The following is an 18,470-nucleotide window of genomic DNA, read 5'->3' on the forward strand; positions in this document are numbered from 1 at the left end:
TGTTGGGAAGCGCCACACCCAGTGTGGAAAGCTATTACAATGCACAGCAGCGGAAATACGGTTTGGTGGAACTGAATGAAAGGTTCGGTGGGGTGAAGATGCCATCGATAGAGCTGGTGGATATCAGGAAAATACCTAAGATCGGAAAGGAAAAAGTGATCATCACGCCGGATCTCAAAACCGCAATTCAGCGATCCATCGATGCCGGCAAGCAGGTTATCCTTTTCCAGAACAGGCGTGGGTACAGTCCATACCAGGTCTGCCAGACCTGCGGCTGGATCCCGCATTGCAAGTTCTGCGATGTAAGTCTCAACTTTCACAAGAACACCAATAAACTGCATTGCCATTATTGCGGAACAGTGTATCCATTGGTGTACACCTGTCAGGCCTGTGGCAATCATCATTTCCTGCAACAGAATTTCGGTACGGAGCGGATCGAAGAGCACCTGGAAGAACAATTACCGGGTGTGAAAGTGGCCAGGATGGATATCGACAGCGTGCGTGGCAAAACCGCGCATGACAACCTCATTCAGCAATTCGAGCAACAGCGCATACAGGTGCTTGTTGGAACACAGATGGTGGTGAAGGGGCTCGACTTCGAGAATGTGAACCTGGTGGGGGTGCTGGATGCAGACAGCCTGCTGAGCTTTGCCGATTTCCGGGTGAACGAACGCGCCTTTCAACTGATGGAACAGGTGAGTGGCCGCGCGGGCCGGAAGGATGGAGAAGGGCATGTGATGATACAGGTGTCGCAGATGGCGCATCCGGTATTGCAATACGTGCAGCAACACAATTACCAGGCATTCTTCCAGACAGAAATAGAAGCAAGGAGAATGTTCCTGTATCCACCTTTTTCACGCATCATTCTTCTAACTTTCCGCAATAAATCCAAAGAGCTGGTGGATGGTGCAGCGAGGCAGCTGACCGAATACCTCAAGCCACAGTTTGGCCAGTACATGATCGGGCCCGCGGAGCCGGTAGTGAACCGCGTCCGGAACCAATACCTGATGGAGCTGATGTTCAAACTGCCGAAGGATACGGCATTGATCAGCCGCTGCAAGCAGCAGATCCAGGACCAGATTGCCGTGTTGCACCACGATAGGCGTTTCCGCAGTGTAGTGATCATTCCTGATGTGGATACCCAGTAATTACTTCATGTTGTCGTAATGGTAAACATGTATTCCGTTCTCCGTAGAGAGGGCGGCTTTCATCATGGAAATTGCTACCTGCTTTGCTGAAATGGGTTTGTATTTTCTGAGCGGGCCTACCATTAGCCAGGAGAGGGCGGGCATGATGATCCCGGCAATTTTTTCGGCGGTACGTTTTTCCTGCCTGTCGCCCGTGAGCAGTGAGGGCCGGAAAATATGGATACTGTCGAAAGGAAGAATGCTGATATCCTCTTCCACTGAGCCTTTCAACTGGAGGTAGAAGTTGGCGGAATTCGGATTGGCCCCCACGGCGGATACGAGCAGGTATTTTTTGAACCCGTTCTTGGCAGCCATCTGTGCGGCGGTAACGGGAATATCATAATCCACTTTACGGTAAGCGGTTTTATCGTTTTTCACTTTTTTCTGCGTGGTGCCAACACAGCAGAAAACAATATCGGCCTTTCCCAGTCCATCGTTGAAGCTTTCCACGTCATCGAAATTAACCTGTTTCACTTCCAGCTTAGGATGAATGATTGGTACTGGCTTTCTTACGAGAATGCGCACAGAGCTGAACTGATCGTTCTGCAACAGTTGTTGCAGCAGCAATCCTCCAACCATTCCGGTAGCGCCAATTATGACTGCAGTTTGTGTTTGCATAATTTCGTTATTTTGCCACTAACACAGCTATATGCAAATTCAGCAAAATATTTCACTCAGGCAATACAACACTATGGGCATCGGGGCAATGGCCCGTCTGTTTTCCACATTTGGAACTCTTGATGAACTTCAGGAGCTGGCAGCTTTGTCAGACGCTGATCATCTTGCAAAACTTGTGCTGGGGGGTGGCAGTAATATCCTGCTCACCGGTGATTTTGATGGACTGGTGATGAAAAACGAACTGACTGGTATTGACCTGCTGCGGGAAGATGATCATCATTTGTATGTAAAAGCAGGGGCTGGTGAGAGCTGGCATGGTTTTGTGCAATACTGCATCGGCAGGGGCTGGGCAGGTGTGGAAAATTTATCCCTCATTCCCGGAAATGTGGGGGCCAGTCCCATGCAGAATATCGGGGCTTATGGTGTGGAAATAAAAGATGTGTTTGAAGAACTGGAAGCGTACCATTTGGAAGAAAGGAAGATTCTTACTTTTTCGAATAATGACTGCGGATTCGGTTACCGCGAAAGTGTGTTCAAACGCCAGTACAGGAACCGGTTTGTGATTCTCAGCGTGACTTACCGGCTCAATAAAATACCCCGGTTCAATACCAGCTACGGTGCCATCGAGCAGGAACTGGAGAAAATGGGTGTGAAGGAACTCAGCATAAAAGCTATCTCTGAAGCCGTGATCAGGATCCGCAGTTCCAAACTGCCCGATCCGGCAAAGATCGGCAATGCCGGCAGTTTCTTCAAGAACCCGTCTGTACCTGCTGCGCAGTTTGAAGCCCTGAAGCAGAACTGGCCCGGAATCATTGGTTATGCCAATCCGGATGGCACGGTGAAACTGGCAGCTGGCTGGCTAATAGAACAGTGCGGATGGAAAGGCTTCAGAAGGGGCGATGCCGGTTGCCATGAAAAACAGGCATTGGTGCTGGTGAATTATGGAAATGCAAAAGGCGCTGATATTTATGAACTGAGCACAGAGATCCTGGATAGTGTACAGGACAGGTTTGGAGTGGAACTGGAAAGGGAAGTGAATATTATCTAGGGTTTGAAAGCCTTTAATTCCGTAATCGCTTCCTCCATCAACGGTGTCAGCTCCCTGTACAGTTTTTCGATACTGTCCGGGTCTTCATTTGATAAAGCCAGTTTTTCCATGCTCAGCAATAGTTTTCCTATCGGCGAGCTCAGGCCGAACAATCCTGCGCTGTTGCGCAATGCATGGACCGTTTTGTAGATCTGTTTGAAATCCTTTTTTGCAATGGCCTGTGTCAGTCTTTCCCGGTCCTTTGGAAACTGTTTCAGAAAGATCCTGATCATTTCCAGGATGAAGGTCTTGTTGTGTTTCGTCTGCTCCATGAGGAAACTGAGATCGATCCGTTTGAAATCCTCCCCGTCATTTTCTCTGTTGTCTATCGATGACCAATATGCGATCTTGTCAAGCAGGTCTGCTTCCCTGAAGGGTTTGGACAGGTAATCGTTCATCCCTGCTTTCAGGCATTTCTCCCTTTCCCCGCTGAGTGCATGTGCCGTCATGGCAATGATAGGAGTACCGATATGCAGTTCATCACGGATCTGTTGTGTGGTACGGTATCCATCCAGTACGGGCATCTGGATATCCATGAGAATGAGATCGGGTTTTTCTTCTTTCAACATTTCCAGTGCCTTTCTGCCGTTACGGGCGATGCTTACTTCAAATCCGTTATGATGGAGGATCGTGGAAGTGAGCTTCTGGTTGATGAGGTTGTCTTCCACGATCAGGATTTTCCGGAACTGCCCGTAGGAGCGGGTTTCGCCGTTTGCGGTTTTCCTGGTGGAAATGTACTGTTCCTGAGCTTTTTTGTAGGGCAGCATGAAGTGGAATTCCGTGCCCCAGCCTGGCTGGCTTTTTACGCTGATACTGCCGTGCTGCAGTTCTATCAGTTGTTTGGTGATGGCGAGTCCCAGGCCTGTACCTCCGAACTGACGTGTGATATGTGTATCAGCCTGCGTGAAGCGGTCAAAGATGGAACCGATCTTGGAGGGGGAGATGCCGATGCCGGTATCGCGCACGGTGAAACAGAGCTCCAGGCTGTCCTGTTCATCTTTACATACGATGCAGTTCACATCCACGCTTCCTGATTCCGTGAACTTGATGGCATTGCCGATGAGGTTCACCAGGATCTGAGTGAGCCGCATGGGATCGCCCACTACCTGGTAGTTAATGCTGAGATCAGCGCTGCAACTGAGCCGCAGTGCCTTGCCGGCCGCTTTGGGAGAGAACATCACCTGGATGGAGTGCATCAGTTCAGGAATGCTGAAAGGAACGGATTCAATGATGAATTTACCGGCATCCAGTTTAGAGAGATCGAGGATATCGTTGATGATACTAAGCAGGCTTCTGCCTGAGGTATTGATGGCCTCCAGATATTCCTGCTGTACCGGGTCCAGATCTGTTTTTTGCAAGAGGTCTGCAAATCCCAGGATAGCTCCCAGTGGTGTCCTTAGTTCGTGGCTCATATTGGCAACAAAATCATCTTTCGCTTTGGCGGATTCTTCTGCGAGGGCTTTCGATCTTTCCATTTCTTCTTCCACTTTTTTCCTTTCAAAGAAGGTAGGAATATTATACTGCTGTTGTCTGGCGTATCTTTTCTGGCTATTGTGTTTTTCCAGTTGTTCCTGGATACGATGCGGAGGGGCCATAATAAAACTACACCTGGCATCACCTTTGGCAATGCAGCTAACTTCCACGGCGGTGAGTGGAATGCCAAAGCTTTCTTCACACCAGCCCGATGAATAACCGGCGTTCATTACGCAGACGGGCTCCTTGCTGATATCCCCGGCCCTTACCCAGCTGTCTGCTTCAAAAGAGTAGGGGTGGTCGTATAACAAACAGAAATCATCATCGGGTGTTGGGTTACTGGCAGGGTGGATGTTCACAAAAGCCCAGCCAGACCAGGCGAAATGCACCGGTCCGGCGGAGAGGCGTGCAATGGGATCGGTGAGGTTCATTTTCTGATGGAAATCACGTGCATCGTGCATACCGATGACATGTGCATAATCAAACAGGAAATTTCTTCCGATGGAAAAAGCTTCACTGTCGCCTTTATCGGCATATAATCCCTGGATGGTTTCCAGGAACCCTTTTGAAAAGGCGGAGGCACGCACCAGCACGTAACGCTGGTCGTTGATCTCGATGGTGCCGCAGCCCGGGTCCATTTTGAAATCCCTGAAATACTGCCGCACAGTGCTTTCTGCCACATCAAAGGGTGCACGGAGGTGGTCTGGCACCTGCACGGAATATTTATGCGGCAGTCGTCCGCTGCGAAGCAGTTCGTTCTCCTTCAGCAGTTGCTGCAGTTGTTGTTCAAGTTGCTTATTGTTTCCGGACATTGTGAATGAATAAAGGTAAATGGACAATTACACCAGCCTCCGGCTCATCAGTTGCAGGAATTCTTCTTTTTTCCTGGGCGAGATAGCGATCATGGCATCGTTGTGCATTACGGCGTAACCACCATCGGCGCGGACCATCTTCTTCACTTCGCGCATATTCACCATATAGGAGTTGTGGATGCGGAAGAAACCATGTTCGGTCAGCATCAGTTCGTATTCCTTGAGGTGTTTGCACACGATCATGTTCTGCCCGCTCTTCATGAAGAATGTGGTGTAAGGGCCTTTGGCTTCCAGGTAACTGATCTGCTGCAGGGGGATGTATTCTATACCTTCGGCGGTACTCAGACTGATGGAGAAGTCATCACCTGCAGGGATCCGCACGTTGCGCATCAGTAATTCCAGCCTGTCTTCCTGCTGCTTGACCTTCAATGATTCGATGGCCTTGCTCACGGCCCGGATCAGTTCCTCATAATTGATGGGTTTGAGCAGGTAATCGATGGCGCTGAATTTGATGGCCTTGATGGCATAATGATCAAAGGCCGTGGTGAAGATGATCTCAAAGCGACTTTCTCGCACCAGTTCCAGTACATCAAAGCCTGTGGCGGTCTGCAGCTCGATGTCGAGGAATACGATCTGTGGCTCATGGGTTCTGATGGCGGACACGGCTTCCGGAACAGTGGCGGCGGTGGCGGCCACTTCAATATGCGGACAGAACTCTCGTATCAGGTTTTGCAGGAAATCGCGGTTCAGTTGTTCGTCTTCCACGATGATTGCCTGGTATTTCATATCAAAGGTTATTTTGTTTCGATGAGGTCAAATAAGGGTTGTGGAACGGCCAGTGTGGCGATATGCTTTTCTTCGAGCTCCTCTGCACTGGTGGTTATTTTACGCTGATGATGAGCGTTGAACAGCTCAATGCGCCTCATCAGCATTTGTTCGTCTCCGTTAGTATGTGATTTTTTGTTTTCGATAAGTTGGCTGATCCTGCGGCTGAGACCGTTGTCGGAGATCGTTACCACCAGGTTCCCGTTCTCCTTTGTGAATTCTATTTCCAGCTTTCCTTTGTGTCCGTTGGTGAGATGCAGGATACCTTTGTAGAGAGCGCTTTCCACCAGCGAATGGGTCAGGAAAGGCAGGATACTGGCTTCACTGGCTGAGGGATGCACGGTGATCTCGTACTCAAACTTGTCGAAGAAGCGGCAATGCTCCAGCCAGAGATATTCTCGCAGGAGACTGGCTTCATCATGTACCTGGATGCTGAGCTCATCACCGTAATTGATCACTTTGCGAAGGAAGGCCGCAAACCGGCTAATATATTGGAGCGACAGCTTTTTATCTCCACCGGCAATAAAATACTGGATCGAGTTGAGGGAATTGAACAGGAAATGCGGATTCAGCCTGGCCTGCAGGATCTTCATCTTCAGGAGTTGATTCATCTGTTCAATCTGTTGCTTCTGCTGTTCCAGTTGTGCATTCAGCATTTTACGGGTACGGAAGCGGCTGTAGAGTACGATACTTAGCAGTACGCCGGAACCGAACAGTACCAACAGGATATTGCGAAGGGCGCTTTGCTGTTCCACTTGCACAACGGCGTCCATCAGTCTTTTGGTAACGATCTCTTTTTCGAGTGATACGAGGTCTGTGGCAGTTCCATGCATCAGCAGGCTGTCTTCAAATACAAGGTCCTTCACTTCCGTACCGAGGTATTTTGCAATGATGGCGCCGGCCTTCATGCGGAACAAAGCAGAACTGAAATATTCATCCATGAGCGGTTTCCAATCGGATTGCAAAGGCATTACAGCCGCAAAGCCCTGCCGGTGGCTGCTGAGTACCTGCTGCCGCTTCACCCTGATATCTTTCTGAAGGGCTACAATGTAAACGGAGAGCGGTACGTAGCCAAAACTATTATTGTGGCTGGCTACGGATCGCATGATCTCGTAGTCGTTCAATGCATAGGTGATGGGAAGTTTGGGATAGAAATTCTTCTGCAGGGTTTTCACATCCGTTTCCATGGTTGTGTTCGGCTGGGTGAAGGCGTGCATTTCCCGAAGCCTGCCCGTAAATTCCTTAGGGCTTGCGTACATAGGCTCCAGGTTGTTGGTGACCAGCACATTTACATCGGGCATGTAGGGGAGGGAAAATTCCACTTCTTGTTTTCTTTCCGGGGTAATGCTGTAATAGCTCCAGCCAAAGAGCCCGTTGCATTTACTGGCCCTTACCTTATTGAAAATATTGTCGAAGCTCCCGGCGCGTTGCCAGTGCACTTCCAGATCAACGCCGTATTTTACTTTTACATATGATTTCAGAGACTCCATGATTTCGAATTCTACTCCTGCCAGCTGGCCGGATTTGTTGATGTAGATAAATGGTTCGATATCATCCCAGAGGGCAGTGACAGTGCCGCGTTTTGCGGCCAAGGTTTTCTGCCAGCCATCACAGTCGCCGGTGTTCTCCTTTGCCCGTATGGGCGATAGAAAACAACTCAGTATGATCATCAGAATACATCCTGTTGCAATAGCAGAGATCCTCATTCACGGGGCTTTGTGCAAATATGGCCTGAAGGAGGATGGAAGTGGAGGTGGAGTTAACGGAATGGGGGTTTGGGTTAACGGATTGGGAAACAGGGTTTGAATGGGTATGAAATAAAAAGAGAAAGCCTCCTGATTCAGGAGGCTTTTATGAAGTTGTCAGAATGTTGGCGCTATATTTCTCAAAGCCCTGTCTGATGAAATGTTACAATGAAAGTTGCACGGGAATTATCCTGGTGGGGAAATCATAATTACACTTTCAATGATCCCCTGAATCCTCTCGCGCCGTAATAAGAGTCCGCGCCATTGTGATAAAAAAATACATGATCATAACGGCGGTCGCCGAACAATGCGCCTCCGAGTCTGCGGATCGCAGGAGGGGTTTTTATCCAGCTGGAAGTTTTGAGATCAAATTCTCCCAGGGTTTGTAAATGCCTGTATTCCTCTTCATCTAAAATTTCGATGCCGATGGCCTTTGCCATTTCTATTGCGCTGTCATCAGGTTTGTGCTGTTTCCGGGCAGCAAGCGCTTCGCCGTCATAACATACGCTTCGGCGGCCTTTGGGGCTTTCGGGAGCGCAATCGGTAAAAATATATTCTCCGGTCTTCTTATCAAATCCGGTTACGTCTGGCTCTCCGCCGGTCTCTTCCATGTCAAGGAGGGTACGGAGCTTGTCAGGACGGGCTTCGAGCTTTTCGGCTACATCTTCCCATTTGAGAGAGCTGTGACGTTTCTTGTTTTTCTCGAAACGTGTTTGTAGAGTATTCAGGAGTGTGGACTTTTCTTCAGTGGATAGTTTCTTCTTACTCATACAATGAGATTTGTTCAATGCTGCAAAATACGTGCTGTATTTGATTTTTTTGCTTCAAAATTTCTCTCCTCAATTGTATATATGGGATTTTTTTGTCCGGCATCATATCATCACTCCACCCAATACCGGATCTCCAGAAATTTGCTTGAAGGGCTGCCCTCATCTTCGTCTGATTCCTTTAATACTCCGCCAACCGTCAGTTTCTGTTCAGGCAATTGCGTTTCGCCTTTCTGGTGAGCGATCAATAGCCCCTGACCTTCCTGCTCATCCCTGATCTCGTAAATATCATAAACGTCCATCAGCGGGATCATCGTGAAAGCACTGCCTGTGGGCACCATGATAAAACCTGATAGCTTTCTGGTACCATCTGTCAGCTTCGGAATACCGGTAACGATCATATTCGATCCGGTATTACCCTTTGTTGCCACTTCTGATGGCAGTAATACCTGGGATTTGTATTTGGTGAAATTGGTTTGCAATGTTTCGTCAAACCTGGATCTTACTTCGTTTACTGAAGACTCGTCCAACCTGCTCAAGGCCAGTTCCAGGTGGAGAATAGCTTGTTGTTTTCCTGCAAAACCACCGGCTGATTTGCCTGCTTCCGCCTGACTGATCACATTGTCCTTTGCGTGGGTAAAGATATTGTAGAAATGACCGCCATTGTCGAGGTCCGTAATAGCCTCAGCTGCGCTGTTGAAACACTTGATTTTCTCCATGTTTATGTAAATTGAAGTTCTCCGGTAAATGTAACTATAATCCCGCATTCAGCCACTTCCGTCTTCCATTAAGTGATCCATCGTAATCATTAAGTCCGGAATAATATACATTCTCCATCCTGTTAGTTTTGACCTAACAAATCAAATCGATCATGAAACATATCGGCATAATCGGGGCCGGCATCAGCGGCCTAACTACTGCAAAAGCATTCCTTGAAAGAGGATACCGGGTTACCGTTCTTGAAAAATCCGCCAGCGTTGGCGGCGTTTGGGAGAAAAGCCGTTCCTATGTTGGCGTGGCCACACAGACCACCCGCGATGAATACGCTTTCTCCGATTATCCTATGCCGGCCGGTTACCCGCTCTGGCCTTCCGGGGAACAGGTACAGGCTTACCTGGAAGGATATGCGAAAAGATTCCATGTATTTCCGAATATCTGGTTCAACGTACAGGTGAACGATCTCAGCTTTCATAAGAACCACTGGCTGGTGCAGCTTACAGACCTCAAAACAGCTGAGGACAAAGAGCTGCGGTTCGATTTTGTGGCCGTGTGTACAGGAACTTTCCATCGCCCGCACCTGCCGGTCATCGAAGGCAGCGAGAGTTTTATTGAAGCAGGTGGGCAGATCCTTCATTCAAGCCAGGTGAAAGATCAGGAAATACTGAGAGGTAAAAAAGTGGCGGTAGTAGGTTTCGCGAAATCAGCTACTGATATTGCCACCACAGCTGCCGATTGCGCTGCCCATACAACTTTATTGTACCGGAAAGCACAATGGAAAGTGCCACGGTATTTCGGAAATAAAGTGAATATGAAATTCCTTTTGTTCTCCAGGTTGTCTGAAGCGTTCTTCAGCGCGCCGAAGAAATCATGGAGACTCACCCTTCTTCATACCCTTGGCAGGCCCATAGTATGGGCACAGTGGCGGGGACTGGAAGCCCTGTTGAAAATGCAGTTCAAGCTGAAAGCCTGCGGTATGGTGCCTAAACATAAGATAGAAGATCAGATCAGTTGCAGTCTGGGCGTAGCTCCTGAAGGTTTTTTTGAAAAAGTGAAAGCTAAAAAGATTGATGCCAGGCAAACCGTGATCACCCGCATGCAGGGAAGGGAAGTGTACCTGAGCAATGGCGAAGCCATCAATCCCGACCTGATTGTTTTCGGCACTGGCTTTACACAGGAGTTGCCTTTTCTTCAAAAAGAGTATAAAGAAATGATCACTGGTAAGAATGGACAATACCGGCTCTTCCGGAATATCATTCACCCTGATGTACCACAACTGGGCTTTGTTGGATTCAATTCAAGTTTATTTACAACGCTTACCTCAGAAGTGGCGGCCAACTGGCTTGTTCAGTATGCAGCACAAAAACTGGCGCTTCCTGCCAATGAAAAGATCAGGGAAGATATGATCAGTATGGAAGAATGGAGGATCAGCAGCAGGCCCATTGCAGCTGAGTTCAGTGGCACCTGCATTGCGCCTTTCAATTATTATCACCTGGATCTGCTGATGCGTGATATGGGATTGAAAAGAAAGACCAGCTTATCACCTTTCGAATATCTCAAACCTATCAATCCAAAAGATTACCACCAGCTGCTTCGCGGCAAAGGCAAAGCTGCAGTGAAGGAATTGAAGCCTGTACCGGATTACCAGTTTTATTAATTCATAAGCTGACGGGTAGTCGATAAAACCATCTTCAGGCTGGTGAGCGCCATTGCTGTGCTCATCAGCCTCCGGATGTCCGGGAAGGCGGGAATGAAATCAACCGGCCCGTTTCCGGACTGCGGTGGCACCAGTAACATATCTGAAGAGATCCAGCTGCCGTCATCCAGCTGTGTGTTCAGCAGGTAATTCATATAAGGTTCTGCAGGAGATCCGGTGAGCAATGCGATCATCAGGTACTGCGCTGCTTCAAAAGCCGACCGGGGCGGCATCGCCTCATCCAGCCAATGCAGGGCGGTGCTCATGATGGATGCTGGAATACCACCACTGGCCCGCAGGAATTCAAGATTGCAGGCGATGGCATAAGCATCGGTTGCCCACCAGAAAGATGACCAGCAATCCTCTTTGAAACTGATGATACTATATTCTCTGAGTTTGCGGATCAGTGCCGCCAGTGCTGGATCACGTGAGTTGGCATACAAACGCACCAGCGAATTACCGATCATCGGTTGTACATCGGCGTGATGATCTGCCCAGGAACCGAATCTCTCTTTTCCGATAAATGTCTGACCTGATCCGTCCGGCAGAATGAAACGCTGCAGGATAGCTGACAGAGGTTCTTGCTGCTGAACCTGTAAAGCAGCCATTACACGGCATGTCCAGGCTGTTGTGTCCGCGTCTGAAGCCGTATGCCTGTTGTAACCCCAACCCGCCGGTTTTTGAAGGGCGTACAGCGCATTCAGCGCGGCACTTACAGCTGGTGCGGGAATGGAAGCCAGGCGCACGCAGGCCAGGCTCCAGAGCACCACTGAGGTGGTCCAGGCTTCTGAGGCGCCGGGCTCCAGCAGGTAATCGCGCCAGCATCCATCAGGATGCTGCTGCCTTATCAGAAAGAGTTCTGCTGCCTGTGTGCTGTCAGTAAGCGACTGCAGGTTTACATGAATGAGGTTTTGCATATACTGTCAGGTGATCGATGCCGCCATCGATTCCCAGGCTGATGTATTCCACATCACTTCCGGAGAAGCAATGATCGAGATCGGCCAGGAATGCGGGCAGCTGGCTGTTATCGAATTTGAATTCCTGCACCAGTTGTCCAAGGAAGGATGTGAAACCTTCTGCTTTTGCAAAACGCTGGCAGGCCACATCAATCTTGGTGCGGGAGATGAGTGGCTGTAAATTTCCATTTTTATCCAGGTGGAAATCATACCCCAGCGTAACGCTCTGCCTGCTGAATTCACCGAATTGCTCAATAATGGAATTGCAGAACCAGCTGATGTTTTCCTTTACAACAGAAGCATCCCCTGAAATACATTGCAAGATACTTTCTTCACCGGGTTCATGCATGCCGCAATACAATCGGATCCCCCGGACTGTTTTGCTGATCACTATTCCTAGGCCCACGGGGATGGCATGGGGAGAAGTCTGACTGATCAGATTTTCCAGTACAGGTTGAAGCGATTCATCGCCGAATTCTGTAAGCACATCTGCTACGCGTTGCCAGCGCTGTACGATATTTCCATGTCGCATGTTCAGGTACATACGTAGTTCGGTATGGCTCTCTGCCACGGAAGTGCCGAGCCAGATGCCGCCCCACCAGTTTTCCAGTTCTTCGCTGTTCGCCGGGAACACATGGCCGATGATCCGGTTGATCTGTTCTGCAGCTGTCTGCCATCCCATGATCTGCAGCATCTGATCTGCAGTGCGGAGTGAACAGTTGATCTGTTGCGGAACGGTTATGCCGGTGCCTCCGGGTTCAACCAGAACGCGGAAGGCCGGTGCTTCCTCCCTGTGTGTAAGCTTTACGGAGAAAACTACCGGTGTTCCGTCTATACAAATACTGGCAGCGCGCAGGGGAGTGGTAACAGGAGGGAGGTTGAAACTCGGTTTCAGAAGAGATTGCCAGATGGCTGATGAGGGGCTGCTGCTGCCATTATAACTTTCATCCGTATGCGAAGTTTCTACCAGCGCAATCCTGCGCTGATAGAAACTGTTGAGTGTTGATGGTATCATATTACGGTTGTTCGATGATGTCAACGGTGGCAGGACTGCCGGTAATGCCGTTATTTCCGTTAGTGCCATCTTCTCCGGGATCTCCGGTCTGACCGCCGCTGCCGGAAGTGCTTCCGCCGCCGCCATTACCACCTGAACCTCCGGGGCCTCCCTGGCCTCTGGATCCTGGTGCTCCGGGAGGGCCGCCAGCCAGGCCGTCTACCGGGTCTGCTATCACATTCGGGAAAAGCGCTTCAGGATCATAGAGGATCACCACATGCCCTCCGTTGCCACCGTTGCCGGCATTCCCGCCATTACCGCCCTTGCCTCCTCGTCCACCTTTTCCTCCATTGCCTCCCCGGCCATCACTGGCATGAGGCTCGCAGCCCATGCCGCTTCCGCCCTGACCGCCATTCCCGCCGTTCTGGCCTTGCTGACCCTGACCGCCGTTGCCGCCATCTCCACCATTGCCACCGCGTCCTCCTCGGAAATTCAGGGTGATGGTGCCCGTAAGGAAGGTGGAATCGATGGTGACCACGGCTGCAGAAGAGCCGTTGGAGCCGTGGCTGCCATTGACACCGGGATGCCCCTGGGCTCCCTGTCCGCCATGTGCACCCTGGCCTCCGTTAGTGGGGCTTTCATCACCCCATGTGCTGCATTCGGCATCTCTTCCTGAAGTGCCTGTTGCTGCTGTATTGTTTGCTGCCGGGGGCGCGCCGCTGCCGCCTGCTGCGCCGTTTATGCCGTCGTTACCCGGTCCTGAGAACATTGCCATATAATATGTTTTAGTGTGGTTGCAGAATTTGTTTAAACAGGTACATGTTTGATCTGGTAAGCATGCAGTTTGGAATTGTTCGCCATTATGATCTGGCCATCGCCATACACAATTACGTTGACGAAGAATACGGCCGCAAATCCGCTGAAGTGAACGGTTTCACCCGGACAAACAATCAGTTCCTTTGCCACAAAAGCAGGCAGGTCTTTCGCGCGTTCCAGCATGTAATCTGTCACTGCTTTGTAGGGCTGGCGTTTGAGGCTTTCCTCTTCAACATGCCCATGCAGGATATTGTGGGCCAGGTCTGTTACTGCTGTCCGCTGCAATACATCCAGCGATTTGAACCTGATCCTGGACTCAACAGGCATATCCTGCATCTTTATGCTGCGGATGCGCGCACTTGCCTGCAGCTTGCGTTGCTGCCGGAGCGCCACTTCATTTGGAATGCCCACAAGGGTTTTGAGCTGATGGATTGAATTGGGGGTGATGGTGCGGATAAATTCCCTGATCTCCCCGATGTGCGGATCAAAGGTCTGTTTCGGATACAATACAACAGGTCCCAGTTTTTTGAGCCTGCAGATCAGCGGCAGCGTGGGAATATTGTTGGGATCTATGCCGAACTCTTTCAGTTTGGCGATAAATTTTGCAGAATCGGGCTTCATAAGATGTTGCTTGTAGTCCTTCACAGGATCAACTTTGGCAATATCCGTACGCCACATGACAGGCGATTTCTTTTTCGCGTTCATGTCCGTGATGTTTTATGGTTAATGAATAAAAGCTCTTCCGAATGGGTCTGCGGTTATCAGTCGGGCTGGTGGTGAGGGATTAATTATTGAAATGCTGAATCAGAGAAGTAACTGCTGTGGTGGTGGAATAAAATTAGAAAGCCGTTCTTTATCTTCCAAAAAAACGGCATACCCTAAAAGTGTTATATACATGAAAAAGCCGCTCTGCATAAGGCTTTGAGCGGCTTTTTAAGTAGATATACTGACGTGAATACTTAATTAAAATCTTCGTTGTCAAACTCCTCATCGGAGTAAGAAGTAGTATTACCTAAATTCAGCATGGAGCCCATCAGGTCTTTGAATTCGATCTTGTTCTCCACTATCTTTTTACTGATAAGGGAAAATGCACTGAGTCCGTGCAACACAAATTCCATCAGCAGTGCTGCTTCTGTTTCATTGGCATTGCGATAGAATTTTTTCACGAGCGCATGCAGGCCGTCTACTTTGTAGAGCTGCTGGATCTTCTGTTCATCTTTCAGGTTCAGCATCAGGTCAAGTGAATTGCCTTTGTCGAACCACGCCTGGATGGACCGGTATGGATTTTCTTCCTGCTGCGCCTGCGTACGTTTTTTCTTCAGGGATTCAGGATTGGGAAAATAATGGATGAACTGGCTACGGATGGATTTTTCCAGCAGGTTCATCGCTACCTGGTAAGGGCCTTCCTGTTCGCCTTCATACACCAGTTCTATCTTCCCCGTGATGCTGGGCACAACGCCCACCATATCGCTTACCCATACCTGTGTTTGTTTCTCTCCGTTGATCACAGCGCGGCGCTCGGCGGCACTGATGGCATTCTCCAGGGCAGAAATACTGAGACGGGCAGATACACCGCTTTTCTTGTCAACCAGTTCGCTGCTGCGCGCTTCAAAAGCGATCTGTTCTACCAGGCGTTTCAGCAGGTCGCTGATGTTTACACGCTTCGACTGATCGGGCAGGATATCCGCTTCCTGCTCTGTTATGGTAAGGGCGGTATCGATATTTTTGGGATAGTGTGTAAGTATCTGGCTTTCGATCCTGTCCTTCAGTGGCGTTACGATGGCACCGCGGTTCGTATAGTCTTCAGGGTTAGCTGTGAATACGAACAGGATATCCAGCGGCATACGCAGCTTGAAGCCACGGATCTGAATATCGCCTTCTTCCAGGATATTGAAGAGCGCTACCTGAATACGTGCCTGTAAGTCGGGCACTTCATTGATCACAAAGATGCCCCGGTTACTGCGCGGGATGATGCCATAATGGATCACCTGTTCATCAGAGAAGTTCAGGCGTAGATTGGCCGCTTTGATGGGATCGATATCTCCGATAAGATCTGCTACGCTCACATCGGGCGTTGCCAGTTTCTCTCCGTAACGCTCACTGCGGTGCAGCCAGTGAATGGGAGTGTCATCGCCATGGGTGGCTATCTGATCGAGGGAGTAACGGCTGATGGGATTGAGCGGATCATCATTGATCTCACTGCCTGCGATCACGGGAATGTATTCATCCAGCAATTCCGTCATCTGGCGTGCCATGCGGGTCTTGGCCTGGCCGCGCAGTCCGAGGAAGAGCATATTGTGCCGCGAAAGCAAGGCCCTCTCCACATCCGGTACTACAGTGTCTTCATAACCGATGATGCCATTGAATGTATTTTCCTGCTTCTGCAATTTGGCAAGGAGATTTGCCCTGATCTCATCTTTTACCGAACGGGGTTTGTACCCGCTGGCTTTCAGTTGTCCGATTGTAGTTATACTATTCTTTTTCATTAAAACACAGTCTTTCTTTTACCGCTCTCAAAGTCACGGAAGATAAAAGCTCCCAATCTGTCGAGCGATGCAAAGAACGCCTTACCGTTATTGGTCTCTGTAAATTCCTGTACGAACCGCTGCAGATAAGGATCCGTAGCGATCATGAAAGTGGTGATGGGTATTTTGAGTTTCTTACATTGTGCGGCCAGGTTGAGGCAACGGCTGGTGATCTTCCTGTCGAGCCCATAGCTGTTCTTGTAGTAACGCTTGCCACTCTTGAGGCAGGTTGGTTTCCCGTCTGTGATCATGAAGATCTGTTTGTTGGGATTCTTGCGGCGGCGGAGGATATCCATCGCCAGTTCCAGCCCGGCTACCGTATTGGTATGATAAGGTCCTACCTGCAGGTAGGGAAGGTCCTTGATCTCCACGGGCCAGGCATCATTCCCGAACACCACAATATCGATGGTGTCTTTGGGATACCGGGTAGTGATGAGCTCGCTGAGCGCCATCGCCACTTTTTTGGCCGGAGTTATGCGGTCCTCTCCGTAAAGGATCATGGAGTGGGAGATATCTATCATGAGCACGGTGGAGGTCTGCGATTTGAAGTCGGTTTCGCGGATCGCGAGATCGTCTTCCTGCATATTGAAAGCCTCGATACCATGATTGATCTGCGCATTGCGGATGGAAGCGGTGAAATCTATCTGCTCCAGCATGTCCCCGAACTGAAAAGGGCGTGTTTCAGGATTGAGCTCATCGCCCTGTCCGGGCTTGAATGTATGGTGGTCGCCGGACTTTGTTTTCTTCAGCTTTCCGAAGATCTCTTCCAGCGAACGTTTGCGGATGCCCTGTTCTGTCTTGGGGGTAATGGTGATCTCCCCGTTCACGGAGTTCTCCTGGATATAACCTTTGTCGCGAAGGTCTTCAATGAAGTCTCCCATGCCGTACTCGCTGTCTGTCAGCTCATATTCTTTGTCCAGCTGGTTCATCCAGCTCAAAGCTTCGCTGACATCACCGTTGGTGTATGTTAGCAGCTGCATGAATGCGTCCAGCAACTGGTCAAATTTGCTTTTCCCCTGCTGACCGGGATCGAATTTGTTGAACCTGAATCCTATCACTTCACAAGTCTTTTTAGTGGGTAACAATTCACTCACCCTCAATTTAAGGATATTTTGGGGGATGGAGTGAGAATAGTGGAAATCCTGCCTATGTAATTACAAATCAGGGGGTGTTTTGTTTGAAGCGGTTTTTTGGGCGATTGGAAACCTGTTTTCTGCCTCCTGACAGTCAAAATCGCTGCCTGACGTTTTGGGGGCAGCCCCCGCCTGCCGCTCTGGCGTAATTTTGATTGCTTTTTCAAGCGTAATCTAAATAACAAAATAGTCATGAAAAAAATGTTCTTTGCGCTGATGCTGGTGATCCCGGCAGCAGTGCTGTTGTCGTTTTCGGCTGTGCATAGCCGTTTGAATGAGGTATTGAAGACCCTGGAGCTTTCAGAAGACAGGGCAAAGGAAAGTATCGGGGTGAACTTCATGCAGGCCAGCCTTGATGCGCCGGTCAACCGCGCTATCGTTGGTCTGGCCATCGGAAAACGCGCCACAGTAGTGAACCAGCTGGGTGATTATATGAAGCAATACCTGGCTACGCCTGAGTTTGAGGCGGGTTACCGCGAATGGAGAAAAGGCATGGAGCCGAAGGGGTGGGACAGTTTCCTGCAGGAAAGGATCGATGAAGTGCTGAAGGATATTGAAGACGATCTGGCGCAGGTGGAGTCCAATCCTGAAATGAAGACCAAATACGCCAAAGAGATCAAAGAAACGAAGGAGAGAAAGGCGGCGCTCACCGATCCCAATCACCCCAAACGTGCACAGTACCTGAAGGAGATCGAGGCGGATCTGGTGAATTCAGAGAATAAAGAATCCATTGTGGAAGAGTACAAAAAAGAAATGGCTGAGCTGGAAAAGAAATATCCCGCCAAAGTGAATGACCTGATCCGCGTAAGGCTGCAGGAGTTCCTGGATATCACTGCGAGTATCAATTTTGATGCAAAGCTGGTAACCCGCAAAGGCAAGCAGTATTTTGAAGATCCGGCCCTGGAGAAGAAAGATTACCAGTGGAAAAGGCTGTTCCGCTGCGGCAAAGAAACGATCACAGCGGCACGCGTTTATGCGCAGAGCTGGCTGAAAGCGTTGCCGGCAAAGAAGTAGGAGAGTGTGCCCGGGGGGGGGCCGCGAACCCCAGGGGAAAGGATTTTTTGGGAAGGTGGGGGCCCCCCGGGGCCCCCGGGGACGGCCGAAAAAAAAAAAACCCGG

Annotated in this window: 17 protein-coding genes; 5 read left to right on the forward strand and 12 right to left on the reverse strand. The window is 49.7% G+C overall.

Going from position 1 to position 18,470, the window contains the following annotated elements; all coding sequences use genetic code 11:
- Positions 1-1,148, forward strand: a 1,148-nt coding sequence (priA, locus tag ACTHMC_RS13845; protein ID WP_440413840.1) for a replication restart helicase PriA, incomplete at its 5' end; no start/stop codon positions are given.
- Here priA and ACTHMC_RS13850 read toward each other — a convergent pair.
- Positions 1,149-1,805: an NAD(P)H-binding protein gene (locus ACTHMC_RS13850; protein WP_440413841.1), complete on the reverse strand. Its 657-nt coding sequence runs from the start codon at positions 1,803-1,805 to the stop codon at positions 1,149-1,151.
- 31 nt (positions 1,806-1,836) lie between these two features.
- On the opposite strand from ACTHMC_RS13850, the gene murB reads away from it, so the two are divergent.
- Entirely contained in the window at positions 1,837-2,853 is a 1,017-nt protein-coding gene (gene murB / locus ACTHMC_RS13855; RefSeq protein WP_440413843.1) for a UDP-N-acetylmuramate dehydrogenase, read from the forward strand.
- Here the strand turns inward: murB and ACTHMC_RS13860 are convergent.
- The 3 genes from ACTHMC_RS13860 to ACTHMC_RS13870 are packed head-to-tail and all read right to left on the reverse strand — an operon-like array spanning position 2,850 to position 7,672.
- Positions 2,850-5,177, reverse strand: a complete 2,328-nt coding sequence (locus ACTHMC_RS13860; RefSeq protein WP_440413845.1) for a response regulator — start codon at positions 5,175-5,177, stop codon at positions 2,850-2,852. The two genes, murB and ACTHMC_RS13860, sit on opposite strands and share 4 nt — an antisense overlap.
- A 27-nt stretch (positions 5,178-5,204) precedes the next feature.
- On the reverse strand, positions 5,205-5,963 hold the full coding sequence (locus tag ACTHMC_RS13865) for a LytR/AlgR family response regulator transcription factor (protein ID WP_440413846.1): 759 nt from the start codon (positions 5,961-5,963) through the stop codon (positions 5,205-5,207).
- A gap of 8 nt (positions 5,964-5,971) precedes the next feature.
- Complete coding sequence (locus ACTHMC_RS13870; protein WP_440413848.1) at positions 5,972-7,672, reverse strand: histidine kinase; 1,701 nt, start codon at positions 7,670-7,672, stop codon at positions 5,972-5,974.
- Here ACTHMC_RS13870 and ACTHMC_RS13875 point away from each other — a divergent pair.
- Positions 7,665-7,808: a hypothetical protein gene (locus tag ACTHMC_RS13875; protein WP_440413849.1), complete on the forward strand. Its 144-nt coding sequence runs from the start codon at positions 7,665-7,667 to the stop codon at positions 7,806-7,808. The genes ACTHMC_RS13870 and ACTHMC_RS13875 overlap by 8 nt on opposite strands.
- Positions 7,809-7,956: 148 nt before the next feature.
- On the opposite strand, the gene ACTHMC_RS13880 is transcribed toward ACTHMC_RS13875, so the two are convergent.
- Positions 7,957-8,517, reverse strand: coding sequence for a DUF4256 domain-containing protein (locus ACTHMC_RS13880; RefSeq protein ID WP_440413851.1), 561 nt, complete (start codon positions 8,515-8,517; stop codon positions 7,957-7,959).
- Positions 8,518-8,627: 110 nt separating this feature from the next.
- Positions 8,628-9,233 carry a hypothetical protein gene (locus tag ACTHMC_RS13885; protein ID WP_440413852.1) on the reverse strand — a complete coding sequence of 202 codons (606 nt, stop codon included), beginning with the start codon at positions 9,231-9,233 and terminating at the stop codon, positions 8,628-8,630.
- Between the two features lie 152 nt (positions 9,234-9,385).
- On the opposite strand from ACTHMC_RS13885, the gene ACTHMC_RS13890 reads away from it, so the two are divergent.
- Entirely contained in the window at positions 9,386-10,888 is a 1,503-nt protein-coding gene (locus ACTHMC_RS13890) for a flavin-containing monooxygenase (RefSeq protein ID WP_440413854.1), read from the forward strand.
- Here the strand turns inward: ACTHMC_RS13890 and ACTHMC_RS13895 are convergent.
- The 6 genes from ACTHMC_RS13895 to ACTHMC_RS13920 all read right to left on the reverse strand — a co-directional run bounded on the left by ACTHMC_RS13895 (position 10,885) and on the right by ACTHMC_RS13920 (position 17,312).
- The gene (locus ACTHMC_RS13895) at positions 10,885-11,844 is read right to left on the reverse strand and encodes a prenyltransferase/squalene oxidase repeat-containing protein (protein WP_440413855.1); all 960 of its coding nucleotides are present in this window, start codon (positions 11,842-11,844) and stop codon (positions 10,885-10,887) included. The genes ACTHMC_RS13890 and ACTHMC_RS13895 overlap by 4 nt on opposite strands.
- A complete protein-coding gene (locus ACTHMC_RS13900) occupies positions 11,804-12,898 on the reverse strand; it encodes a hypothetical protein (RefSeq protein ID WP_440413856.1) in 1,095 nt (364 codons plus the stop codon). The genes ACTHMC_RS13895 and ACTHMC_RS13900 overlap by 41 nt, the downstream gene beginning before the upstream one ends.
- Position 12,899: 1 nt before the next feature.
- On the reverse strand, positions 12,900-13,652 hold the full coding sequence (locus ACTHMC_RS13905; RefSeq protein WP_440413857.1) for a hypothetical protein: 753 nt from the start codon (positions 13,650-13,652) through the stop codon (positions 12,900-12,902).
- A 32-nt stretch (positions 13,653-13,684) separates the two neighbouring features.
- Positions 13,685-14,398, reverse strand: a complete 714-nt coding sequence (locus ACTHMC_RS13910; protein WP_440413859.1) for a hypothetical protein — start codon at positions 14,396-14,398, stop codon at positions 13,685-13,687.
- A gap of 254 nt (positions 14,399-14,652) precedes the next feature.
- A complete protein-coding gene (locus tag ACTHMC_RS13915) occupies positions 14,653-16,179 on the reverse strand; it encodes a magnesium chelatase (protein WP_440413860.1) in 1,527 nt (508 codons plus the stop codon).
- Positions 16,179-17,312: a vWA domain-containing protein gene (locus ACTHMC_RS13920; RefSeq protein ID WP_440413862.1), complete on the reverse strand. Its 1,134-nt coding sequence runs from the start codon at positions 17,310-17,312 to the stop codon at positions 16,179-16,181. Before ACTHMC_RS13920 ends, ACTHMC_RS13915 begins: the two co-directional genes overlap by 1 nt.
- A gap of 231 nt (positions 17,313-17,543) precedes the next feature.
- Here ACTHMC_RS13920 and ACTHMC_RS13925 point away from each other — a divergent pair, with 231 nt between their 5' ends.
- Positions 17,544-18,365: a hypothetical protein gene (locus ACTHMC_RS13925; protein ID WP_440413863.1), complete on the forward strand. Its 822-nt coding sequence runs from the start codon at positions 17,544-17,546 to the stop codon at positions 18,363-18,365.
- The last annotated feature ends 105 nt before the right edge of the window (positions 18,366-18,470 follow it).

The sequence above is a fragment of the Pseudobacter sp. genome, assembly GCF_051955275.1.
Classification (GTDB): Bacteria; Bacteroidota; Bacteroidia; order Chitinophagales; family Chitinophagaceae; genus Pseudobacter.